This window comes from Acidovorax sp. 1608163 (assembly GCF_003669015.1).
Lineage (GTDB): Bacteria > Pseudomonadota > Gammaproteobacteria > Burkholderiales > Burkholderiaceae_C > Acidovorax.
Genome location: NZ_CP033069.1, coordinates 2933576 through 2957461, shown reverse-complemented (window position 1 = coordinate 2957461; position 23886 = coordinate 2933576). Strand labels below are relative to the sequence as shown.

At 64.4% G+C, this 23886-nt stretch carries 18 protein-coding genes; 10 read left to right on the top strand and 8 right to left on the bottom strand.

What is annotated here, in order from left to right; genetic code table 11:
• Positions 1-14 precede the first annotated feature (14 nt).
• Positions 15-1088, top strand: a complete 1074-nt coding sequence (locus tag EAG14_RS13115) for an XdhC family protein (RefSeq protein WP_121729120.1) — start codon at positions 15-17, stop codon at positions 1086-1088.
• 19 nt (positions 1089-1107) lie between these two features.
• On the opposite strand, the gene EAG14_RS13110 is transcribed toward EAG14_RS13115, so the two are convergent.
• From EAG14_RS13110 to EAG14_RS13100, 3 genes are all read right to left on the bottom strand, one after another.
• Positions 1108-1797 (bottom strand): glutathione S-transferase, encoded by a 690-nt coding sequence (locus EAG14_RS13110; protein WP_121729119.1) that lies wholly within the window; start codon positions 1795-1797, stop codon positions 1108-1110.
• Between the two features lie 88 nt (positions 1798-1885).
• Complete coding sequence (locus tag EAG14_RS13105) at positions 1886-2677, bottom strand: two-component system response regulator (RefSeq protein WP_121729118.1); 792 nt, start codon at positions 2675-2677, stop codon at positions 1886-1888.
• Entirely contained in the window at positions 2674-3345 is a 672-nt protein-coding gene (locus EAG14_RS13100; protein WP_121729117.1) for a response regulator, read from the bottom strand. Before EAG14_RS13100 ends, EAG14_RS13105 begins: the two co-directional genes overlap by 4 nt.
• 151 nt (positions 3346-3496) lie before the next feature.
• On the opposite strand from EAG14_RS13100, the gene EAG14_RS13095 reads away from it, so the two are divergent.
• The 3 genes from EAG14_RS13095 to EAG14_RS13085 all read left to right on the top strand — a co-directional run bounded on the left by EAG14_RS13095 (position 3497) and on the right by EAG14_RS13085 (position 7334).
• Positions 3497-3868, top strand: coding sequence for a response regulator transcription factor (locus tag EAG14_RS13095; protein WP_121729116.1), 372 nt, complete (start codon positions 3497-3499; stop codon positions 3866-3868).
• A 134-nt stretch (positions 3869-4002) separates the two neighbouring features.
• A complete protein-coding gene (locus EAG14_RS13090) occupies positions 4003-4797 on the top strand; it encodes an ABC transporter substrate-binding protein (RefSeq protein WP_121729115.1) in 795 nt (264 codons plus the stop codon).
• Between the two features lie 2 nt (positions 4798-4799).
• On the top strand, positions 4800-7334 hold the full coding sequence (locus tag EAG14_RS13085; protein WP_121729114.1) for an ATP-binding protein: 2535 nt from the start codon (positions 4800-4802) through the stop codon (positions 7332-7334).
• Positions 7335-7419: 85 nt separating this feature from the next.
• On the opposite strand, the gene EAG14_RS22845 is transcribed toward EAG14_RS13085, so the two are convergent.
• The 4 genes from EAG14_RS22845 to EAG14_RS13070 all read right to left on the bottom strand — a co-directional run bounded on the left by EAG14_RS22845 (position 7420) and on the right by EAG14_RS13070 (position 9778).
• The gene (locus EAG14_RS22845; protein ID WP_162995995.1) at positions 7420-7590 is read right to left on the bottom strand and encodes a hypothetical protein; all 171 of its coding nucleotides are present in this window, start codon (positions 7588-7590) and stop codon (positions 7420-7422) included.
• 148 nt (positions 7591-7738) lie between these two features.
• Positions 7739-8329 (bottom strand): histidine phosphatase family protein, encoded by a 591-nt coding sequence (locus EAG14_RS13080; RefSeq protein ID WP_121729113.1) that lies wholly within the window; start codon positions 8327-8329, stop codon positions 7739-7741.
• Entirely contained in the window at positions 8329-9297 is a 969-nt protein-coding gene (locus EAG14_RS13075; protein ID WP_099655030.1) for an MBL fold metallo-hydrolase, read from the bottom strand. The genes EAG14_RS13080 and EAG14_RS13075 overlap by 1 nt, the downstream gene beginning before the upstream one ends.
• A gap of 112 nt (positions 9298-9409) precedes the next feature.
• The gene (locus EAG14_RS13070) at positions 9410-9778 is read right to left on the bottom strand and encodes a hypothetical protein (protein WP_121729112.1); all 369 of its coding nucleotides are present in this window, start codon (positions 9776-9778) and stop codon (positions 9410-9412) included.
• A 128-nt stretch (positions 9779-9906) separates the two neighbouring features.
• On the opposite strand from EAG14_RS13070, the gene EAG14_RS13065 reads away from it, so the two are divergent.
• The 6 genes from EAG14_RS13065 (at position 9907) to EAG14_RS13035 (ending at position 21699) form a co-directional block, all read left to right on the top strand.
• The gene (locus EAG14_RS13065) at positions 9907-10542 is read left to right on the top strand and encodes an ATP-binding cassette domain-containing protein (protein WP_121729111.1); all 636 of its coding nucleotides are present in this window, start codon (positions 9907-9909) and stop codon (positions 10540-10542) included.
• Between the two features lie 146 nt (positions 10543-10688).
• Complete coding sequence (locus EAG14_RS13060) at positions 10689-11321, top strand: LysE family translocator (protein ID WP_121730468.1); 633 nt, start codon at positions 10689-10691, stop codon at positions 11319-11321.
• A gap of 199 nt (positions 11322-11520) precedes the next feature.
• Positions 11521-12927: an MdtA/MuxA family multidrug efflux RND transporter periplasmic adaptor subunit gene (locus EAG14_RS13055; protein WP_371414421.1), complete on the top strand. Its 1407-nt coding sequence runs from the start codon at positions 11521-11523 to the stop codon at positions 12925-12927.
• 72 nt (positions 12928-12999) lie between these two features.
• Positions 13000-16107, top strand: coding sequence for an MdtB/MuxB family multidrug efflux RND transporter permease subunit (locus tag EAG14_RS13050; RefSeq protein WP_121729109.1), 3108 nt, complete (start codon positions 13000-13002; stop codon positions 16105-16107).
• A gap of 892 nt (positions 16108-16999) precedes the next feature.
• On the top strand, positions 17000-20173 hold the full coding sequence (locus EAG14_RS13040; RefSeq protein ID WP_240456780.1) for an efflux RND transporter permease subunit: 3174 nt from the start codon (positions 17000-17002) through the stop codon (positions 20171-20173).
• Between the two features lie 68 nt (positions 20174-20241).
• Positions 20242-21699: an efflux transporter outer membrane subunit gene (locus tag EAG14_RS13035; RefSeq protein ID WP_121729107.1), complete on the top strand. Its 1458-nt coding sequence runs from the start codon at positions 20242-20244 to the stop codon at positions 21697-21699.
• A 64-nt stretch (positions 21700-21763) separates the two neighbouring features.
• Here the strand turns inward: EAG14_RS13035 and EAG14_RS13030 are convergent, their stop codons facing one another.
• A complete protein-coding gene (locus EAG14_RS13030; RefSeq protein WP_121729106.1) occupies positions 21764-23770 on the bottom strand; it encodes a diguanylate cyclase domain-containing protein in 2007 nt (668 codons plus the stop codon).
• Positions 23771-23886 lie beyond the last annotated feature (116 nt).

The following is a 23886-nucleotide window of genomic DNA, read 5'->3' as shown; positions in this document are numbered from 1 at the left end:
ATGACGGAGGCCGTATGGAAAACCTGGATGTGATGGTGCTGCGCACTTTGCTGGGCTGGCGCGTGGCCGGGCAGCGCGCCATGCTGGCCACGGTGGTGCGCACTTGGGGTTCGTCCCCCAGGCCGGTGGGCTCCATCATGGCGCTGTGCGAGAGCGGGGCGGTGGTGGGTTCCGTGTCTGGCGGGTGCATTGAGGACGACCTGATCGACCGCCACACCCGCGCCTATGCCCAGCCCGCCGGGGCCGACCGGGGCTTGCCCCACACCATCCCCAGCGGCCCGCCCACGTTCGTCAAATACGGCATCACCGCCGACGAAGCGCACCGCTTTGGCCTGCCCTGTGGGGGCACGCTGGAGCTGCTGCTGGAATACGACCCCCAGCCCCAAAGCCTGGGCCAGCTGGTGGCGCAGCTGGAGCAGGGCCAGCTGGTGCAACGCACCGTGCAGTTGGCCGATGGGGCGGTGAGCCTGCAGCCTGCTGCTGCGCCCGCCGAGCTGACGGTGGACGCGCAGCAGCTCACCAACACCTTTGGCCCCGAGTACCGCATGCTGCTCATCGGCGCGGGGCAATTGGCGGAGTACCTGGCCACCATGGCGCTGTTCAATGGTTTTGCCGTGACGGTGTGCGACCCGCGTGAGGAATACCGGGGCAGCTGGAATGTGCCGGGCGCCAAGGTGGTGAACGACATGCCCGACGACGTGGTGACGGCTTTCAAGCCCGATCGGCGCAGTTGCGTGGTGGCCCTCACGCACGACCCCAAGTTGGACGACCTGGCCTTGCTGGAGGCTTTGGCCTCTGAGGCGTTTTACATCGGTGGCATTGGTTCCCGGCGCAACAACGAGGCGCGTCGCGCCCGCATGGTGGAGCACTTTGGGCAGACAGAGGCGTCACTGCAGCGCTTGCGTGGCCCGATTGGGGTGTACATCGGCAGCAAGACGCCACCCGAGATCGCGGTGAGCGTGATGGCGGAGATCTTGGCCGTCAAGAACGGTGTGACCTTGCCCCGCGATATGGCCGTGGCCCAGGCCAAGAACGAACGCGAGGTGCTGCACAACGATGCAGGCGCGCTGGTGTGCGGGGTGCGCTAAGAGCAGAACCTGTTCAAAGTCAGCTGGACATCACTACGGGCCCGCCCTTGGCGATGCCACGCTGGTAGGCGGGGCGGGCCTGCATGCGTTGTTGGTAGGCCAGCAGGTGCGGGCGGGGCTTGCCCGGCTTGGCGCGAGAAAGCGCAGCCTCGACCGCAAAGCTCATCTGAAAGTCAGCCATGGTGAGGTGCGGGCCTGCAAACCAGGGGTGCTGTGCCAGATGGTCCTCCATGAAGTCGAGGGCCGTGTCCACATTCGGGTCCACCAGCTTTTGCTGCACGGTGCCGCACAGTGCCTTGGCGATGGGGCGCACAAAAAAGGGCATGGGCTGCTTGGGGATGCTCATGAACACCAGCTTCATCACCAGCCAGTTCATCAGCGAGCCTTCCGCATAGTGCATCCAGAAGCGGCATTGGCGGTACTCTGGCGTGCCCAGGGCCGGTTGCAGCGTTGGCATGGCTTGTGGGGCCTGCGCTGCGTAGGTCTCTACCAAGTATTCAATGATGGCCCCGGACTCTGCCACCACGGTGTCTCCATCGGTGATCACCGGGGACTTGCCCAGGGGGTGGACTTTTTTGAGTTCAGGGGGCGCCAGCTTGGTGCGTGGATCGCGCTGGTACACCTTGAGTTCGTACGGAAGCTCCAGCTCTTCCAGAAGCCACAGGATGCGCTGCGAGCGCGAAGTTTCGAGGTGGTGAACGGTGATCATGGTGGCGTATTGGAGCAGCTTTACTCGCTTTGTCTACACGCCCTTGATCCCGTGGGTGACAGCGAATGGGCGCTGCCTGGGCTGCGTTTCAGATGCTGGTGCCCAGGCGGGTGCGCAATTGGCCCCAGCCTGTGAGGCAGGCGGGTGCTGCATTGGCCGCTGCAGCGTCTTCCAGGGCGCGGGCGGTCAGGCTGTCTTCGGGGCGGCCCAAGGTCAGCAGCACGGTGGCCAGGCTGTGGGCCAGCCTGCGCAAGGCAGGCCAGTCTTGCGCTTGTGCAGCCGTGTCCCCTGTGTGTACATCGGCGGCAAATTGTTTGAGGCAGGCGGCTCGGTAGGTGGTGAACAGCTGGGCATCGCCCCCAAAGTGGGTGGTGATGGCCAGTTTTTCTGCTGGCGTGCAAGGCGCGCTGACCCCCTCTGCGTCAATGGGCGTTGGCGCCGGCGATGGGGGAAAGGGCGCTGGAGCGTATGCCTGTGCCAAGGCGTCTGCAGCGGCTTGGGTTGCCAGCGCATCGCGCACGCAGTTTTCCAGCTCTTGCACCGCAATGGGTTTCGACAAAACGCGCCAGAGGTTCAAGTCCTCCAGCTGGTCTTTAACAGCAGGCGTCAGGCCTGCGCTGAACACCGCCACCCGCGTATCGCGCCCCAGCAGGGGGTCTGCTGCCATGCGCTTTACCAGCGAGATGCCTGATTCGCCTGGCAGCATCAAATCGGTGATGACCAGCTTCACATCGCGTTGTTGCAGTAGCGCGACAGCGGCAGGCACGGTGGTGCAGGTCAGCAACTCAATGGGCAGCTGGTCCAGTGCCATCTCAACAAAGCGGGTGATGGAGGAGTCGTCCTCCACCAGCAAAACGCAGGGGGCAGCGGCGTGGCTCATGCGGCTTTGGCTGGCAGGGTTTGCGCCAAGGCGGCCGGCAGCTCTGCGACCAGCTGGGGCTTGTGGATGACGGTCACGCCTTGCAAGGCAAAGGCGTAAGGCTCTCGCTGCTGCTCGTCCAGCGATGTCACCACGATCAGGCGGCTGCGTGCAAATTGAGGGTGCGAGCGCAGGGTGGTGATCAGGGTGGCGCCGTCAATGCCGGGCAACAGGATGTCCACGATCAGCACGTCAGGCTGAATCTGGCCGTACATGGCCAGCCCCGTGATGCCATCGTTGGCCGTGTGCAGCACGGCGCCAGGAAAGTGCTGGTTGACGAGCAGCGTCACCAGGTTCTGGAAGTGGATGGAGTCCTCGATCAGCAGAATCTGGGCACTGCCGCGGGCGCGGGTGGATGGCGCGCTTGGAGCGCTGCCATCCGCAGCGTGCGCCGCTGCTTGCGGCACCGCAGCAGTTTTGCCACTGGCGCCCGTGCGGGCATTGATCCACTGTTCAACCGAGGCCCGCGAAATGCGCCGGTGACCGCCTGGGGTCTTCCAGGCTTCCAGTTCATTGCGGTCCACCATCAGCTGCACCGAGCGCACCGCCAGTCCCAGCATGCTGGCAACTTCCAGGGTGGTGTAGTGATCCTGTACCAAAGAAGGTGGTGGAGTTTTTTCAGATTTCATGAGTTGCGCATTTTCCTCTTTTTTTTATCGCTTTAAAAGGATTTGCATTTGATACAAATGATTGATATGATTGCTTCACGTCGGACTTAAACCCTGGCGCCAACCGGCTTCGCTGTGGAGCAGATTGTTAAAACATTCGCAAGAGCATGCCATGAAAAAAATTCTGATCGTTGAAGACCATGCCGACATTCGCAAACTGTTGAAGATGACGCTGGAATTCGATGATTTCGAAATCCATGAAGCATCGACCGGTGATGCGGGTTTGGCCTTGAGCCGGGAGATCTGCCCCGACATCGTGCTGCTGGACATCATGATGCCCGGCACCTTGAATGGGCTGGAAGTGTGCCGCCAAATCAAAGCCGACCACGCCACCCGCTTCACCAAAGTGATTTTGTTGACAGCACGCGTGCAGGCCGGTGATCGCGAGGCTGGCATGGCCGCCGGTGCCGATGACTACCTGATGAAGCCCTTCAGCACCTTGCAGGTGCTGGAAACCATCTACCGCATAGAGGCCGCAGCATGATCTGGACCACTGCCTGCGTGTTGAGTGCCACCACCGTGGTCTGGTTGCGCGCCCGGCTTTGCCGGGTCCCTGTCAATCGGGGCTGAGTGCCGGTTGTTCCTCACCATTTCTTCCCTCTTTTGAGAGCGATTGCCATGCGGTTTTTATCGTTGCTTCGTTGCACAGTGGTTGCCGGGAGCTTGCTGGCAGCTGTGGCTGCCCACGCGCAGACGGTGCTTGAGAGGGTGAGTGCCAGTGGCGTGGTGCGGGTGTGCATCTGGCCCGAGTACTACGGCGTGACCTACCGCCATGCGCGCACGCAGGAGCTGGGGGGCGTAGACATTGAGTTGTCTGCCCAGCTTGCGTCCGATCTGAAAGTGCGCGTGGAGTATGTGGATTCATCTTTTCCCGCACTGGTGGGGGACCTCACTGCAGACCGCTGCGACGTAGCCATGTTTGCGATTGGGGTGACTGAGCAGCGCGCCGAGAAGCTGCGCTTCACCCAACCGTACTTGCGCAGTGACATCTACGGCATCACCACCAAGAGCAACCAGGTCATAAGGCAGTGGGCTGATATCGACAAGCCCGGCGTGCTGGTGGCGGTGCAGGCGGGCACTTTCATGGAGCCCGTCATGGAGCAGCGCCTTAAGCACGCGCAACTGGTGCGGGTGAAGCTGCCCGCGACCCGCGAGCGCGAGCTGGTGGCTGGCCGGGTGGATGTGTTCATGACGGACTATCCGTACAGCCGGCGTTTGCTGGACAACGCAGACTGGGCCCGCCTGATCACCTCGCCCGCCCCCTTTTCGGTGATTCCTTACGCCTACGCGGTCAAGCCTGGTGACGCCAAGTGGCTTGCCACGGTCGACGATTTTGTGGCCCGCATCAAACGCGACGGGCGGCTGGAGCGTGCGGCGGGTAACCATGGCCTGGGGCCGATCGTGGTGCGGTAAGTATGGCCCGCACACGCGCACCTGCCAGCACTTCTGCCATTGCACTGGGGCGGTGGTCGAAGGCCAGCACCTTGGTGCTGGTGGGCGGGGCCCTGGCAGCGCTCGGCGCGTTGCTGGCAGTGGTCTTGCTGGCGGTGAGTGACTTTCGCAGCACGATTGCCGCAGACCAAGCCCACGCAGCATTGCTGGCCCGGGTGCTGGAAGACCAAGCCACGCGCACGCTGGAGTCGGGTGAGATGGCGCTGGATGCGCTGTCGGCATCTCCTGTTTTGCGAGCCTCTGCACCAGACGCTGAGCGCATGCAGGCTGCGCTGAACCAAGCGCTGTTGGGTTTGCCCTTTTTGCGAGCGATTGCCGTGGTGGACGTGCATGGCAATGTGGTGGCCAGCACCAATGGCAGCGAAGCGGGCATGCGCATTAATATGGACCAGCTCGGACCGCGAGGCCCCGTGGGGCGCAGTAGCATTGGGCCGTTGATCATGGGCCGTGGGTTGGGTGCCATACGTGCCGCAGGGGCCGCGCAAGAGGTGCCCCAAGGCTTGGCCTTCCTTCCACTGCTGCAGTCTTTTGTGACCGAGGCTGGCCGGCCTCTGGTGCTGGTGGGCTTGGCCAATCCGGATGCGTTCTCCAACTTCCAGTACCTGACGCTGGAGACCGAAAGCTATGACTCCGTCATCACCACCTACCGGGGCGGCGTGCTGGCAGGGTCTCGGGAAGGCGCACGCCTGGTGGGCTCCAGCGTGGGCAGCATCCCGGTGTTTACTAATTTTCTGCCTGCGCGCGAGCATGCTTCTTACATCGGCAAGGGCGCCCTGGGCGAGCGGCAAATCCTGGCGTTTCGCACCTCTGGCACCAAGCCGCTGGTGGTGATTGTGGAAGAGTCGTACAGCCATGCCGCCTGGAATTGGTTTTACAGTGCCAGCGCATTGCTGGGGGTGGGCGGCGTGCTGGTGCTGCTGGTGGTGGGGCTTACTTTTGCCATTTGGCGAACGGTGCGGCTGCGTGAGTCGGCCCGCCTGGCCGCAGACCGTGCGCAGCAGCGCATTGCCCAGAGCGAGCGTGAACTGAGCGTGCTGATGCGCAGCGTGCAAGAGCTGATCTTCCGCACCGACGTGCATGGGGTCATCACCTACGTCAATGCCCATTGGCTTGCTTTCAGCGGTAGCCCGGCCGAGCAGGCCATTGGCAAGCGCCTGCAAGACATCGTCGATCCCGCCAGCCGCAGCGCCGTCACGGCCGCCTTGGACCCGCTGGCCGCCGCAGGGGTGCGAAACTGCCAAGCCATGGTCCGCCTGGGTGACGGGCGTGAGTTGCAGTTCGACGTGGCCCTGGTGGCCTTGCAGGCGGAAGGGCGCTTTGTCGGGTTTGCCGGCAGCGCTGTGAATGTGACCGAGCGCTGGGCCGCGCAGCGCCGTTTGCAGGAGCAGATTGCCTTTCAGAATCTGCTGCTGGACACCAACCCACTGCCCATTGCGGTTACCCAGGCCGATGGGGTGGTGGTGCAGGTCAACCGTGCGTGGGAAGAGTACAAAGGCCTGGAGCGGGCCATGGTGGTGGGGCGCCGGTTGAGCGGCTTTTTACCCGCCAACGAAGCGCAGGAAGAGCAAGAGCACAACCGGCAATTGGTGGCTTGCGGCGGGCAGACCTTTTATGAGACCAAGGTGCTCCATGGCAATGGGACGCGGCGTGAAACGCGTGTCATCAAGGCTGTCATCCCCGATGTGCAGAGCAAGGCCTCGGGTGTGCTCACCATCTTTGTGGACGTGAGTGAATTCCGCCAAGCCGAGCGTGCCACCCAGGAGGCCCGGCAAGCAGCCGAGGAGGCATCGCGGGCCAAGTCCGAGTTTGTGGCCAACATGAGCCACGAACTGCGCACCCCCTTGCAGTCGATCCTGGGGTTTGCTGAGCTGGGTGCTTTGCGTGGACGCGCGGAGCCGCGCCTGGCGGGTATGTTTGAAGACATTCACTCGGCCGGGCAGCGCATGCTGGCCCTGGTCAATGATTTGCTGGAGGTCTCCAAGCTCGAAAGCACGGTGGGCACATTCCATCTGGAACGCATCGACTTGCGGGGGCTGGTGCACCCGGTGGTGCAGGAGCTGGAGCCTTTGCTCACCCGCAACCAACAATCGATGCACGTGCAAATGTCCGACCTGCCCCTGGTTGCCAAGGTCGATCCTTTGCGGTTGCAGCAGGTCATTCGCAACGTGGTGGCCAATGCCATCAAGTTCTCGCCCCAAGGCTCGGCCATCAGGCTGCTGGGGCGCGTGGATTCGCAAGGGCAGGTGCACCTGGAAGTGCGTGATGAAGGCCCCGGGGTGCCCGAGGCGGAGCTGGAGACGATTTTTGAGGCCTTCGTTCAGTCCAGCAAAACCAAGGACGGCTCGGGCGGTACGGGCTTGGGGCTGGCCATTTGCCGCAAAATCATCGAAGCCATGGGGGGGCAGATATTTGCCCGCAATTTGTCACCCAAAGGCGCGTCATTCCACATCGTCCTGCCTGCTCGCGGGTTCTCCGAGACACAACCAGCTCCACTGTGACGGCGGTTGCGCATCGGCCATGAAAAAAGCCAACCGAACGGTTGGCTTTTTTTGTTCTGAGGCCCTCGACGGACCCCAGCAGGCTTTAGCCGCCCTTCTTGGAGCGCTTGCCAGGGTTCTTCTTGCTGCGGGTTGCAACACCGCGCTCCAGGCTCACGCGCTGGCCACGGCCTGGGGTGGCCAATGTGTAGCCGGGCACGGGCGTGGGGCGGGGTGTGCGCTTGCGGTCTGCTTCGGTAACGATCTTGTTGCCCATGGAAGGTCTCTGGAAAAATGGTGGAAAACAGATATTAGGCCATAGGTCGCGGGCCACCACCAAAAAAAGGTTGTCGCACGCGTGCTTCAGTGCCTTTGAGTAGCGCTATTTGAAGTCTTCGGTGAGTGGTTCGGATATACGCGCTGTGCTATGCAATCTGCAGCCGAGCAAGGACGCGCACCGCACCAGATGCCTGCGCTTGCAGCACCAGCCCTTCGCCCGACTGGGTATTAGCCTGAACCAAATCCTGCAGGACGAACATGTGTGTCACCCACACATCGAACCGTCCAGTGCGCTGCGACGCCAATTGCAGTGCATCGCGCAGTTCGCGCAAGTGGCTGGCACCGGTGGTTTCCGGCGCCCCATGGGGCGAGCCCAAGGCGCTCCAGATCTCGGGTGGCCTGAAGGCCAGTGCAGCAGTGTCGATGCACCGGCACCAAGGGCTGGATTTGACTTGCGCTGGCTGCAACTGGCGCTGCGTAAACCAGTCACCCATGCGCCGGGCCTGCGATCGCCCCGCCTCGCTCAGGTTGCGCTGGGTGCCGCAGTCGTCCAGGCGAAACTGCGGTGGATCGAAGGTGCCAGGCGCAGTGGCGTGCCGAAATGCCATCACCACGCCGCCTGCCCGCAACAGGGCCTGCACATCGCCGTCGGCCCAAGCGGGGAGGACTTCCATGCCCAGGCCTGCCGCCAGCAGAGTGCGCCGGGTGGGCCGATGGAGCATGGGACTCAGGGTCATCACACGCCAGGCTCAAAGGCAAACCCATTGCCCGAAGCGGCCACCTTGCCAAAAGCCGGGAACGGGAAGTGGAATCCGCCCACCAGTGCCTTGCTCGCGGTCACCCGCGCAAAGACTTCGCGGCGTACCTTGCGGGCCGCTTCGGCATCCATGTCAAAGGTCACTGCCCAATCGGGGTTGCGGGCGAAGAGGGCAGGCACGTTGGTCAGGTCGGCCAGGTAAAAGAAGTTCTGGCCGGCAGATGCCACTTCAAACAACGTGTGCCCAGGGGTGTGACCGTAGGCCGCCACAGAACGGACACCCGGCAGCACCTCGCTGCCCGCAGCGAACTGCACCAGCATGTCCGGCGCCATGCCGTTGAATGTGCGGCGTGCATTTTCGAAAGCCCCTTTTTGCCCAGCGGGGGCCGCGGCCATGCGGGCGTCATCCATCCAGAACGCGTATTCAGCCGCAGGCACCATCACCTTGGCCTTTGGAAACGCCAGCTCACCTGCCTTGTTGCGCAGACCGTTGATGTGATCCCCATGGAAGTGGCTGATCAGCACGGTGTCGATGTCAGATGCGGGCACACCCGCTGCGCGCAGGTTCTCCAGCAACTTGCCTGCGGTAGGGCCACCAAAATCGCCCAGCCCGGTATCGATGAGCACCTTGTGCCCGCCTGTGATCACCACAAAGGGGGTGAAGGGCACATCGATGTAGTCGGTGGGCAGGCCCTGTGTCGCCAGCAGAGCGCGCACTTCGGCCAATGGGGCATTTTTGACAAACTCTTCACCCAGCGGGCGCCGGGCAATGCCGTCGATCACGGCAATGACTTCGGCATCGCCCACCTTGGTGCGGCGAAAGCCCGGCGAGGGCAGTGCGGGGGTACCCAAGTTCGGCGCGTTTTGGGCCCACACAGGCACAAACGAGCCAGCGGCGTAGGCGCATGCGCCCAGGCCGGCACCCAGAAATTGGCGGCGTTTCAGCATCGATACTCTCCAGTCATTTAAAAACCGTTAAGTTTCGGACTGTAGCTTTGGGCCGCAGGGCCTGCTGCGCCGATGTTTTGCCCCTTGCCATCAAGGGGGTTTGCGAGCGCTTTTACGTGAGGTCAAACGCGCTGCGCAGGGCCTGGCAAAACGACGGGCTGCCGCTGATGGACAACGTGAGGGTGATGCGGGGCGCACCCGGTGCTCCGACCCTGCGCTCAACCGCGCCTGTGGCGGGGTTGAATTGCAGAGCCAACGGGGCGACGGTTTCCTCGCTGCCTTGCAGGTCGTAATCCCAGTCACCGCCATCCTCCAAGGGGGCTGGGCCTGCTGTGAATTGCTGCGCGCACCAAACCAGCACCTGGGCCACCTCGGCTTGTAAGGCTGGCCATTGCTGGGGGGTCACGCTGGCCATGGCATCGAAGGTGCCCGTGCCCTCGTAGTCTTCGCTGTAGTCAAAATCAAGGTAGCTGAGTGTCATGGTCGGTGGGGTGCAATGGTGGCTGGAACGGGCGCTTAGGGCAGGCATTGTGCAGATTGTCGCGGTGGTGGCGGAGCACAATGCGCCACCCAACCCCCGGCTCTCGCCACCTTCATCTGCTTGTCACCATGCCATCCGCCAGCCCTTTGTTGTCCATCGACGATCTGCATTTCGGTTATCCCAACGCCCCTGTGTTTTCAGGCTTCCAAGCCCGCATTGGGGTCGGCCTGGTGCTGGTGTGTGGGGACGAAAGCACGGGCAAGACCACCCTGCTGCGCTTGCTGGCGGGAGAGCTGACGCCCCAGCAAGGGCGCCTCACGCTGCATGGCATCAGTGCAGGGCAGTCTCCTGAGGCGTATCGCGCCCAGGTATTCCATGCCGACCCTCGCTCTGACACTCTCGACCCATGGACCGCACAGGCTTGGCTGGACGCTCAGGCCCGGCGCTACCCTGGCTGGGATGCTGAAGCCCTGGCGCTGCACATCCAGGGCTTTGCGCTGGCAGAGCACCTGGACAAAACCTTTTACGCCCTGTCCACCGGCACACGCCGCAAGGTCTGCATGGCCGCAGCCCTGGCCAGCCAAGCGCGGCTGACCTTGATCGACGAGCCTATTGCCGGGTTGGACAAGCCCTCGGTGGTCTATTTGGCCCAAGCCCTGGGCCGCAGTTGCCAGGGGGCCGAGCGTGCCGTGGTGGTGGCCCACTACGCGCCTTTGCCTGGGGTGCGGTGGACACAGGTGCTGGAGTTGCCCCCGCGCGAATGATCTGTGGGTCACGTCGCCGCCCACAATGTCCCCGCACTGCAGGGCTGGGTGCGCGGGCCTACACTCTGAGCCTGTTTACGATCCCGCAAAGACCGGTGCGCGGCCCCGGGGTGATCGTGGGCAGACTCTTCCTGGAGATTTACCGCATGGATGCCCTGCTTTTTGTTCCGGTGGCGATTGCCATCTCCCTCACGCCCGGCCCCAACAATTTTTGCGGCCTGAACAACGGCATTCGCGCCGGGGTGGGCGCTGCGTTGATTGCGACGCTGGGGCGTGTGGCCGCGTTTGCGATTTTTTTGACCGTGTCTGCGGTGGGCCTGGGCGCCATGCTGCTGGCGTCTGAAACCGCCTTCACGGTCGTGAAATGGGTGGGCGCTTGTTACCTGTTCTGGCTGGGTTGGCGCGCCTGGCGCAGCCGCGAATTTGGCGGCTTGCAAATGCTGGACAACGGTGAGGTGGCGCCAACCCAGGCCCCCGTCCAGCTCAGAGCCCTGATCTCCCAGGAGTTTTTGCTGGGCATCACCAACCCCAAGGCCATCGTGCTGTTTGCGGCCATCTTCCCGCAATTCATCGACCCATCGCGGCCCGCAGCGTCCCAGTTTCTGGTGCTGGGATCTATCTATTTGATGTCTGAATTTGTCTCGACGGCGGTCTATGCCACCGGCGGGCGCCAGATTCGCCGCTTCATCCGCACATCGCGTGGGGTGGTGCGTTTGAACAAGGCCACGGGCGGCTTCTTCATGGGGGCGGGCGGCCTGCTGCTGGCCTCTCAGCGCTGAAGCCCTGCAGGCCCCGCGCGTGCATGCGGGGCCTTCGTAAAGCCTTGGTAAATCCAGCCCCCTGCCTGGGGGCAAATTGGAGTGCGTGGCTACCATACGGCTTCGGTTTTCACTTTGCTGCGCCTTCATGCCTGCCCAATCATTCCTTCGCCGTTTCCCTTCTGCTGCGCGCCAAACTGGTCGCGCCCTGTGGTGGTTTGTGTTGCTGGTCTTGGTCGCACTGGCCGGTGCAGGTGGCTGGTGGTGGAAGCAGCAGCAAGCCCCTGCTGCCGCTGGCGCCCCCGCAGCCGGCGCTGCCCGGGCACCGGGGCGGTTCAGCGGGGCAGGCGGCGCGCAGCCCGTATCGGTGGGCGTGGTGCAGCGCCAGGATGTGCGCGTCATGGTCAGCGCCATTGGCACCCTGAGCGCCCGCGCCACCGCTGTGGTGCGCGCCAAGGCCAGTGGCGAGCTGCTGTCCATCAAGTTCAAGGAAGGCGACGAGGTCAAAGCCGGGCAACTGCTGGCCGAGATTGACCCCCGCAGCTACCAGGCCACGCTGACGCAGGTGCAAGGCAACTTGCAGCGCGACCAGGCCCAGCTCAAGAACGCGCAGCTCGATTTGCAGCGTTATCAGGACCTGCTGGCCAAAGACTCGATTGCCAGTCAGCAGGTAGACACCCAAAAAGCCCTGGTGCGCCAGCTCGAAGGCACCGTGGCGGCCGACCAGGCCCAGGTGGATGCGGCCAAGCTGCAGCTGAGCTACACCCGCATCACCGCCCCCATTGGCGGGCGGCTGGGCCTGCGCCAGGCCGACCGGGGCAATGTGGTCGGCCCGTCAGACGCTACAGGCATCGTCACCATCACCCAGGTGCGGCCCATTGATGCGGTGTTTTCGGTACCCGAGGCCCAGTTGGTTGCCATCAATCAGCGTCTGACCAGCGGCGCGAGCCTGCCGGTGGAGCTGTGGGACCGCGACCAGAAGCAGCGCCTGGCGCGGGGCCGCCTGGGCGCGGTAGACAACGCCATCGACGCCACCACCGGCACCATCAAGGCCAAGGCGGCGTTTGACAACGAAGAGGGCCTGCTCTTCCCCAACCAGTTCGTCAACGTGAAGCTGCAGGTCAACCTGCTCAAAGACGTGCTCACGGTGCCCAGCACGGCGGTGCAAAACAACTACGTGTACCTGGTGCGCCCCGATGGCACCGTGACGCAGCGGCGCATCCGCGTGGGCGTGGCCGATGGTGATCGCGTGAGCGTGGAGGGCGAGCTGCAAGACGGTGAGCAGGTGGTGACCGATGGCATTGACCGCCTGCGCGAAGGCGCCAAGGTGGCCGTGATTGACGCCGCCGTGGCCACCCGTGCCGACGCCGCAGCGCAGGACGCGGGCGCCCGACGCGCCGCCCTGATGGCCAGCCTGACCCCGCAGGAGCGCGAGCAGGTTGCCAAGATGTCGCAGGAAGAGCGCCGGGCCTTCTTCCGCAACCGGCGTGCACAGGCACCCGCAGGCCCGCAAGGGGCGGCCAGCGGTGCTGCGGCCCCTGCACCGGCTGCGCCGGCTACCGGGGCATCCCGCGCCAGTGCTCCGGCCTCGGCGGCTACGGCCCCGGCCTCGGCTACCTCGCGTTGACCGGTCGCGCGCCTTCCCTCACCGCGCTGCGCAGGCCCAGTTGTTGCCGCTGCCACCATTGCCCTTGTCGTCATGAACCTGTCCCGCCTCTTCATCCTGCGCCCCATCGCCACCTCGCTGTTGATGGTGGCGCTGCTCATCGCGGGCTTGCTGGCTTACCGGCTGCTGCCCATCTCGGCCCTGCCCGAGGTGGACTACCCCACCATCCAGGTCACCACGCTCTACCCCGGCGCCAGCCCCGATGTGATGACGTCCAACGTCACCGCACCGCTGGAGCGCCAGTTTGGCCAGATGCCGGGCCTGTCGCAAATGTCCTCCACCAGCTCGGGCGGGGCTTCGGTCATCACGCTGCGCTTTGCGCTCGATATGTCGATGGACGTGGCCGAGCAGCAGGTGCAGGCGGCCATCAACGCAGGCAGCAACCTGCTGCCAAACGACCTGCCCATGCCGCCGCTGTACAGCAAGGTCAACCCGGCAGATGCGCCCGTGCTCACGCTGGCCATCACCTCGCCCTCGCTGCCGGTCATTCGCTTGAACGACTTGGTGGAAAACCGCCTGGCGCCCAAGCTCTCGCAGGTCAACGGTGTGGGGCTGGTGGCCATTGCGGGCGGGCGCCGCCCGGCGGTGCGCATCCAGGCCAACCCCACCGCGCTGGCCAACCTGGGTCTCACGCTCGAAGACGTGCGCAGCGCCATCGCAGCGGCCAACGTCAAGCAGGCCAAGGGTGGCTTTGACGGGCCCGCGCGCGCCTCCACCATCGACGCCAACGACCAGCTGCAGTCGGCGCAGGAATATCGCGACCTGATCCTCGCTTTCAAAAACGGCAACCCCATCCGCCTGCGCGATGTGGCGCAAACCGTGGACGATGCCGAAAACACCCGCCTGGCCGCCTGGGCGGGCACGCCAGAGACGGGTTCCAAGTCCGGCGTCATCCTCAACATCCGCCGCCAGCCCGGCGCCAACGTGATCGACACGGTTGATCGCATCAAAGCCCTGCTGCCCCAGTTGCAAAGCACGCTGCCCGCGTCGATGGACGTGCAGGTGCTCACCGACCGTACCACCACCATCCGCGCCTCGGTCAAAGACATGCAGGTCGAGCTGGCCCTGGCCATTGGCCTGGTGGTGGCGGTGATCTTTGTGTTTTTGCGCAGTGCGTCGGCCACGCTCATTCCCAGCTTTGCGGTGCCGCTGTCGCTGGTGGGCACGTTTGGCGTGATGTACCTGGCGGGCTTTTCCATCAACAACCTCACGCTGATGGCGCTGACGATTTCCACCGGCTTTGTGGTGGACGACGCCATCGTGATGATCGAGAACATTGCCCGTTATGTGGAAGAGGGCGAGCCACCGCTGCAGGCCGCACTCAAGGGCGCCAAGCAAATTGGCTTCACCATCATCTCGCTCACTATCTCGCTCATCGCGGTGCTGATTCCGCTGCTGTTCATGGGCGATGTGGTGGGGCGCTTGTTCCATGAATTCGCCATCACCATGGCAGTGGCGATCTTGCTGTCGGCCGTGGTGTCGCTCACGCTCACGCCCATGCTGTGCGCCCGCCTGCTGCGCCACACGCCCGAAGAAAGCCACGGCCGCCTGTACCAGGCCACCGGCCGTTTTTTTGACCGCACCATCGCCCTGTATGGCCGTGCGCTGCAATGGGTGTTGAACCGCCGGGGACTGACCTGGCTGGCCTTTGGCGCCACGCTGGTGCTGACGGTGGTGCTGTACCTGGTGGTGCCTAAAGGCTTCTTTCCGGTGCAAGACACCGGCACGCTGCAGGCCACTACCGAGGCTGACCAGTCCATCTCGTTCGCCGCCATGGCCGAGCGCCAGCAGCAACTGGCCGAGCGCATTCTGCAAGACCCGGCCGTGAAAAGCGTGTCGTCCTTCATTGGTGTGGATGGCGCCAACACCACGCTCAACACCGGCCGCCTGCTCATTGACCTCAAGCCCCACGCCCAGCGCGACCGCGCCCCCGTGGTGCTGCGGCGCCTGGCCGATGACACCCGCGATCTGGCAGGCATTCGCCTGTATGCCCAGCCGGTGCAAGACCTCACCATCGAAGACCGCGTGGCGCGCACGCAGTACCAGTTGCTGATCTCCTCGCCCGACATGGCCCAGCTGCAGACCAGCACCGCCGATCTGGTGCAGCGCATGCGCGCCCTGTCGCAACTGGCCGATGTGGCCAGTGACCTGCAAAACCAGGGCCTGCAGGCCTTTGTGCAGATTGACCGCGCCCAGGCCAGCCGCCTGGGCGTGACGGTGGCGGGCATCGACACCGCGCTGTACAACGCTTTTGGCCAGCGGCTCATCTCCACCATCTTCACTCAGTCCAACCAGTACCGCGTGGTGCTGGAGGTGGCGCCCCAGTTCAAGCTGGGGCCCGAGGCTTTGAACAGCATCTACGTCACATCGAGCGCGGGCAAGCCTGTGGCCTTGTCGTCCGTCGCCCGCTTGGAAGAGCGCCCCATGCCCCTGGCGGTGAACCACGTGGGCCAGCTGCCTGCGGCCACCATCTCGTTCAACACCGCGCCGGGCGTGGCGCTGGGCGATGCGGTCAAAGCCATCCAGGCAGAGCAAGCCGCTGCCCGTGCGGCTGGGTTGCTGCCGCTGTCGGTGGACACCAACTTCCAGGGCGCGGCGCTGGCGTTTCAGGCGTCGTTGTCGAACACTTTGCTGCTCATCCTGGCCGCAGTGGTCACCATGTACATCGTGTTGGGGGTGCTGTATGAGAGCACGATCCATCCGGTCACGATCCTTTCCACCTTGCCCTCTGCGGGCGTTGGCGCGCTGTTGGCGTTGTGGATGGCGGGGCTGGATGTAGACATCGTGGCGGTGATTGGCATCGTGCTCTTGATCGGCATCGTCAAGAAGAACGCGATCATGATGATCGACTTTGCGCTGGAGGCGCAGCGGGATCAGGGGCTGCCTGCGCGTGAGGCGATTTACCAAGCCTGTTTGCTGCGGTTTCGGCCGATTTTGATGACGACGTTGGCGGCTTTGCTGGGTGCGTTGCCGTTGATGTTGGGTGGGGGTGTGGGCAGTGAGTTGCGGCATCCGCTGGGGGTGACGATGGTGGGGGGGCTGATCGTGAGTCAGTTGCTCACGCTGTTTACTACGCCGGTGATTTATTTGACGTTTGAGGGGTGGGCTGAGCGGTGGCGGGCGCGCAGGGGGACTGTGTGATGGGCGCTCCTGTTTTTGTAGCTGTTTGCGCTTTTCCTATAAGCGCTGGAGGCACTTTTGGCTTCATGCATTTGCATGGGGCGGGGGCCGGGTTATCGCCCCGGCGGGCGACTCACTTTCTTTTGCTTCGCCAAAAGAAAGTAAGCAAAGAAAAGGCGACCCCAAGTCTGCGGCCCCTGCGCTGCGCTGCGGGGCAAACCTGCGGCGGGGCGGTTGCGGGGGGCGCTGCGGAACTCACTGCGCTGCGTAGCAGCTCCGTTCAGACAGCCGCAGCGAGTCAGTTCACGAAGCACGCGCGCTCCGACGCGCGTGCCACCCCGCAACCGCCCCGCCGCAGGCGCAGCCACAGGGGATGGGCAGCCGAACATCCAAACAGCCCAGCAGCCACACGGGTCTTCGCTACGCTCGACTTGATCGGCGCTGCGCCCAGCGCGGGGCGCATGCGCCCGCGAAATGGGGCCGAGCGCAGCGATGGCCCGAAGGGATGTTGGCTGTTCGGCCGTTCCATCCCCTCTGTATGTGCCGAGGAGCGCAGCGGCCAGCGGATCAGGGATCGCGACTGTTTGAGCGCAGCGAGTTTGAGCGAGACCCCGCTGGACGCGAGCACCGCAGGTTGCCCCAGTGCGCAGCGCTGGGGACGCAGACAGTGGGGTCGCCTTCTTTTGCCTTCTTTTCTTGGCGACGCAAGAAAAGAAGGTGCCCCGCCGGGGGCACATCCCGGCACCCGCCCTGGGCAGAGGCATGTTGCTAAATCAACGAGCAAGCCCAGGCTTCGACAAGCTCAGCCCGAACGGCTGGGTGCCACTCCATATGCTACTAATTCAATAGCTGATAGCGCTTATTACGTAAGCGCTAGATCCCCAAAACACATCAAAACCCAGAGGCCCGTCCCATGAGCCTCTCCACCCCCTTCATCCACCGCCCCATCGCCACCATGCTCCTCACCCTGGGCCTGGCCCTGGTGGGCGCGGTGTCGTACTTCCTCCTGCCCGTCGCCCCGCTGCCCCAGGTCGACTACCCCACCATCTCCGTCAGCGCCAGCCTGCCCGGCGCCAGCCCCGACACCGTGGCCGCCACCGTCGCCACCCCGCTGGAGCGGGCGCTGGGCTCCATCGCCGGGGTCAACGAAATCACCTCGCGCTCCATCCTGGGCAGCACCAGCATCACCCTGCAGTTTGATTTGAGCCGCGACGTGGACAGCGCCGCGCGCGACGTGCAGGCCGCCATCAACGCGGCCCGCACGCTGCTGCCCACGGGCATGCCCAGCAACCCGACCTACCGCAAGGTCAACCCGGCCGATTCGCCCATCATGATCCTGGCGCTCACATCCGGCTCGCTCACCCGCGGGCAGATGTACGACGCGGCTTCCACGGTGCTGGCGCAAAAGCTCTCGCAGGTCGAAGGGGTAGGGCAGGCCTCCGTCAGCGGTGGGGCATTGCCTGCGGTGCGCGTGTCGCTCGACCCGGTGCGGCTGGCGGCCAACGGCGTGTCGCTGGAGCAGGTGCGCAGCGCCATCAGCACCACCAATGCCAACCGCCCCCTGGGCGCGGTGGAGCGTGAAGACCACTACTGGCAGATCGCCGCCAACGACCAGGCCCGCGTGGCGGCCGACTACGCGCCGCTGGTGCTGCGCTGGAAGGATGGCAACGCCATTCGCCTGTCCGACGTGGCCGATGTAACCGACTCGGTGCAGGACGTGCGCAACTTCGGCGTAGCCAACGGCAAGCCTGCCATCTTGCTGCAGGTGTTCAAGCAGCCCGGCGCCAACATCCTCGAAGCCGTAGACCGCGTGCGCGCCATGCTGCCGCAGTTGAAGGCGTCCATCCCGGCGGCCATCGACATTGAGATCGTCTCCGACCGCACGCCCACGCTGCGTGCCTCGGTCAAAGAGGTGGAGCACGCGCTGCTCATCGCCGTGGCGCTGGTGATCCTGGTGGTGTTTCTGTTCTTGCGCAACGGGCGCGCCACGCTCATCCCTGCGGTGGCCGTGCCGGTGTCGCTGGCGGGCACGCTTGGGGTGATGTACCTGGCGGGCTACACGCTCGACAACCTCTCGCTCATGGCGCTGACCATTGCCACCGGCTTTGTGGTGGACGACGCCATCGTGGTGCTCGAAAACATCATGCGCCACATGGAGCGGGGCAAGTCGGCGCTGAAGGCCTCGCTCGATGGCGCGCGCGAGATCGGCTTCACCGTCGTGTCCATGAGCATCTCGCTCATCGCCGTGTTCGTGCCCATCCTGTTCATGGGCGGCATCGTGGGCCGCTTCTTTCGCGAATTCGCCATCGTCATGTCGGCGGCCATTCTGGTGTCGCTGCTGGTGTCGCTCACCACCACGCCCATGATGTGCGCGGCCTTGCTCAAGCACCCCAAGTCCACACCGGCCTCGCCACGCCAAGGTGTGTGGGCGCGTTTCTCGCGGTGGGTGGATGGCTTGCAGGCCCGTGGCCTGCGCGGCTACCGCAAAAGCCTGGCCTGGTGCCTGCGCCACCAGCCGGTGCTGCTGCTGGTGCTGGCGGGGGTGGTGGGGCTCAACGTCTACCTCTACACCGCCATCGACAAAGGCTTCATGCCCGAGCAGGACACGGGCCGCATCTCCGGCTTCATCCGGGCCGACCAGGCCACCTCGTACCAGGCCATGGAGCAGCGGCTGCAGCGCTTTTTGTCGATTGTGCAGGCCGACCCGGCGGTGGAATACGTCACTGGCTCCACCGGCGGCTGGCAGCGCAATGCGGCGCAGATGTTCATGACGCTCAAGCGCGGGCCGGGGCAAGAATCCTCTGACACGGTGATTGCGCGGCTGCGCGAGCAGCTCAAGAATGAGCCCGGCGCACGCCTGTTCATGTCGCCGCAGCGCGACATCCGCATTGGCGGGCGGCAAAGCAGCGCGTCGTTTGACTACACGCTGCAAGCCGACGACATTGCCGAGCTGCGCACCTGGGAGCCACGCATCCGCCAGGCCCTGTCGCAACTGCCCGAGCTGGAGGACGTGAACAGCGATGTGTCGGACTATGGCCTGCAAACCACGCTGGTCATCGACCGCGACGCCGCCACCCGTGCGGGGCTGACCATGGCGCAGATTGACGCCACCCTGAACGACGCCTTTGGCCAGCGGCAGGTGGGCGTCATCTACAACCCCCTCAACCAATACCGCGTGGTGATGGAGGCCGCGCCGCAATACCTGCAAAGCCCCGAGACGCTGCGCGGCTTCTTCTTCGTGAACAGCGCAGGCCAGCAGGTGCCGCTCACCGCGTTTGCGCGCATCACCACCACCAACACGCCGCTGTCTGTGAACCACGAACGCGGCACGCCTGCCAGCACCATCAGCTTCAGCCTGGCGCCGGGCGTGTCGCTGTCGCAGGCGGCCGACGTGGTGAACAACGCCGTGGCCGAGCTGGGCGTGCCCGTGGGCATTCGCGGCAGCTTCAGCGGCACGGCGGGGGCGTTCCAGTCGGCGCTGGCCGGGCAGCCGCTGCTCATTCTGGCGGCCATCATCACCATCTACTTGGTGCTCGGCATCTTGTATGAAAACCTGGTGCACCCCATCACCATCCTCTCCACGCTGCCATCGGCCGGGGTGGGGGCGCTGCTGGCGTTGATGTGGTTCAAGACCGAGTTCTCGCTCATCGCGCTCATTGGCGTCATCTTGCTGATCGGCATCGTCAAGAAGAACGCGATCATGATGATTGACTTTGCGCTGGTGCGGCAGCGCGCAGGCAATGTCACGGCTGCGCAGTCCATCTACCGCGCCTGCAGCCTGCGGCTGCGCCCCATCCTCATGACCACCATGGCCGCCATCTTTGGCGCGCTGCCCCTGGCCATCAACCGCGCCGACGGGGCCGAGCTGCGCCAGCCGCTGGGCATTGCCGTGGTGGGCGGGCTGCTGGTGAGCCAGCTGCTCACGCTCTACACCACGCCGGTGGTCTACGTGGCGCTGGACCGCTTGCGCCAGCGCGTGCTGCGCACCGTGCGCCGCCTGCGGGGCGGCTTGCCCCAGGCCCCTACGGCGTTCAACGCGCCCACCACACCGACCTCGGCGACCCCGGCGCTTGAAGGAAACGATTGATGCCTGCCACCCCCATTCCATTCGGCACACCGTCCATGACACCACCCACCCGGTCGCCTTCTTCTGCAATGCCTGCCGCTCTGCGCTGCGTGCCCACGCTGCTGGCGGTATCTGCGCTGACCGTGCTGGCCGCCTGCAGCACCCAGCCGGGGTACGAGCGCCCCACGCAAACCGTGCCCGCCCACTACAAAGAAGCCCTGGCCGCCACCGCAGGCGGCATCTGGCAGCCCGCGCAAGCTGGGCAAGCTGGGCCGCAGGGTGCAGAAGTGCCCGCCGCGTGGTGGACGCTGTACGGCGATGCCACGCTCAACACCCTGCAAGAGCAGGCCGCTAGCGGCAACCAGAACATTGCCTTGTCGCTGGCCCGCCTGCGCGCCGCCCAGGCCGCCGTGGCCAGCAGCCGCGCCAGCCAGGGCCCCACGCTTGGCACCAGCGCCAGCACATCGCGTGCGCGCAGCGGCAGCCAGGCGGCCGATGGCAGCAGCACCGCCCGCATTAGCACCAGCCATTCCATCGGCCTCAATGCCAGCTGGGAGCTGGACCTGTGGGGCCGCATCGCAGGCACCGTGGACGCCGCCCGCGCCAGCGCCCAGGCCAGTGCCGACGACCTGGCAGCCGCCCGCCTGTCGGTGCAGGCCAGCGTGGCGCAAACCTATTTTTCGTTGCGCGCCGCAGAGGCCAACGCACAGATCCTGCGCGAAACACTGCAGGCCTATGACCGCAGCTGGGAGCTGACACGCAACCGCCAGCAAGCGGGCGTGGCCTCGGTGGCCGATGTGGCGCAGGCCGAGTCGCAATACAAATCCACCCAGGTGCAACTGCTCGAATCTGAAAGCAGCCGCACCCAGCTAGAGCACGCCCTGGCCGCCCTGCTGGGCCAGGCCCCTGCCAGCTTCAGCCTGCCCGCCACTGGCGGGCTGCCCTTGCCACCCGTGGTGCCCGCCCAGCTGCCCTCGCAGTTGCTGGAGCGCCGCCCCGACATCGCCGCTGCCGAGCGCCGCGTGGCCGCCGCCAACGCGCAAATCGGTGTGGCCCGGGCTGCGTTCTTCCCAGCGCTCACGCTGTCGGGCACGGCGGGGTACCGGGGCTCGGAGCTGTCCAATCTGTTCAACGCCCCCAACCTGTTCTGGTCCCTGGGGCCGCAGCTGGCACTGTCGCTGTTCGATGGCGGTGCCCGCACGGCTGCAGTGGAATCTGCCCGCGCCGCCAACGAACAAGCCGCCGCCACCTACCGCCAAACCGTGCTCACGGCCCTGCAAGAGGTGGAAGACAACCTGACCGCCGCCACCGCCCTGGCGCAAGAGCAGCAACTGCAAACCGAAGCCCTGGCCGCCGCCCAGCGTGCGCTGGATGTGGTGAGCAACCAGTACCGCGCAGGCACCGTGGGGTACCTCAATGTCATCACCGCCCAGGCCTCGGTGCTATCGGCGCAGCGCAGTTTGATTGACGTGCGCAGCCGCAGGCTGGCAGCGGTGAACACGCTGCTGAAGAACGTGGCGGGGCGGTGGGAGGTGGAGGGGCGGTGACCTTCGCGTATTGGCCAAAGGTGAATCCGAACTTCACAGGGCCTGGCGGTGCAGATACCGAGCTTCAGGTATTTGCAGAATAGACCACCACAGCGTTGCGACCTTGTGCCTTGGCTGCATAGCATGCTGAATCGGCAGCGACCATGACAGCCGCTGCGTCTATGAAAGATGCATCGACAACCACCAATCCGATGCTCGCTCCTACGCTGAAAGAGTGCCCTTCCCAGGGGAGGCGGTAGGAGGCCACGGCGCTTCGCAGCTTTTCTGCGACCTCTGTGGCCCGTGGGAGAGGACACCCATGCAACAAAACGGCAAACTCATCGCCGCCCAGGCGTGCCACGGTGTCCGTTTGGCGTACTTGCCCTGACAGGGCGTGCGCGATGTCGCGCAGGAGCGTGTCCCCCGCTGAGTGCCCCCCTGTATCGTTGACCTGCTTGAAGCGATCCAGGTCTATGAACATGACGCAGAGCGGCTTGTCGGCCGCCTGCGAAGTCGACTCTTTCAGCATTTCTTCGAACGCGGCGCGATTGACCAGCCCCGTCAAAGAGTCGTGGCTGGACGTCCACACAAGGCGCTCGCGGTGTGCTCGCGATGCGGTGATGTCCTCGACGGTCCATATGGTGCCCTTGGAGCTATCTCCCGGTGTGACAGCCCTTCCACGCAGTCGTGCCCAAAAGACTTCGCCACCACTGCGCTTCAGCTCCACCTCTCCGTTGAACACACCGTTGCGCATGAAGGCAGGCAGGGCCCTTGCAGACAGTGCGTCATATGCTTGCTGGTCGGGATAGATGATGGAGGCCAATTGGCCCAGGATGTCGGTTCGTTGGAATCCAAGCACATTGCAAAACTCTCGACTCACCATCTCGAATCGACCGTCGCGTGTCAGCGCAATGCCGATATCTGCATGGTCAAGCACCGCTTCAATTTTGGACAGAAGTGCGTCAGTTTCCCCTTGCTTCTGGCGTCGCAGCTCCATCACTTGAGCGAATGCTTGCCCCAATTGCCCCACCTCACCATGACCGCGGGGCCATTCATCTGCAGACAAATCGTCTTGTGCTAACAGCAAATTGGCGCGTGCGTGAAGCCGGGAAATGGGGCGCGTAATGAGCCACGCCAGTGCCCCCGAAAGCGCCGCTACGACCAGCGCTACCCATGCGGCTGAGGTTCCGGCTGTCTTGCGAGCGGTCGCCACGGGCGCAAGTGCCTCGGACAAAGGGACAATGCGAGTCAACGTCCAATCTGTGTCCGGAATACCGGCCATTGCAACCAGATGTCCTTGGCTTTGGGTGGTTTTGCCGACGGTGTCTATCGGGCTGCCCAAGTCATGCCATTGTTCAAAGGCGTCGGCAAGTTCGGGCTCGTTGGCTGCGTTGCCCAGAATGCGTGCTTGGTTTGTGTGCGCCATGAGTACGCCTTGGCGGTTCATGACGAGCACGCGTGACCCCTCATCCCGATTTGCACGTATCCCATCGGTAAACAGGTTGTTCGAGTTCAGTGTCAGCACGCCTGCAAGAACGCCCAGCACTTCACCACCAGGCCCTCGGGCAGAAATTGCCATGACTACCACTGGCGTATGGACGAGCTTGGCCGTCAGCGGGTCGGAGATGACCGGCTGATCGGTGAGCAGTGCTTGTTGAAAGTAAGCTCGGTCCCCGATATTGGGCAGATCGGTTGCAAGTTTCCCCTGGGAGATTCGTCCCAGCAATTCGCCATCGGGCCTGGCCGCGATCACGCCTTCAAACAGTGAGCCCAGAGCCGGGTTTGCCTGCAGATGTGCCCGCATTGCGCCGGGGGTGCTCCAGAGCTCCGCCGGAGTTTGCCGTGTGGTCGCCTTCAGCGCGTCACGCAGCATGTCAACCTTGGTACCAAGCAGCATTGCTGTGCGTTCAGCATCGTCGCTTTCGGCTTGCACCAGCAACTGCTGCATGTTGGCTTCCGTAGCGATGAATGCGAAATGGGCGGTGATGATGGCAGCTGCCGCTGCGGCCGTCACGGCGATAGCGACGATCTGGAACTTGAGCGTGTGAACCCACGCCAAACGCTGGCGGATTGGATGGACAGCAATTTGCATGGCGCAAATACTAACCCCACGCCCCTGTCAATGAATGGGGGTGCAACCCTGTACATGAAGCCGCTCGCTTCATCACCGCTCTCGCTCCATCTCCCTGCGATGGAATGCATCTTTTG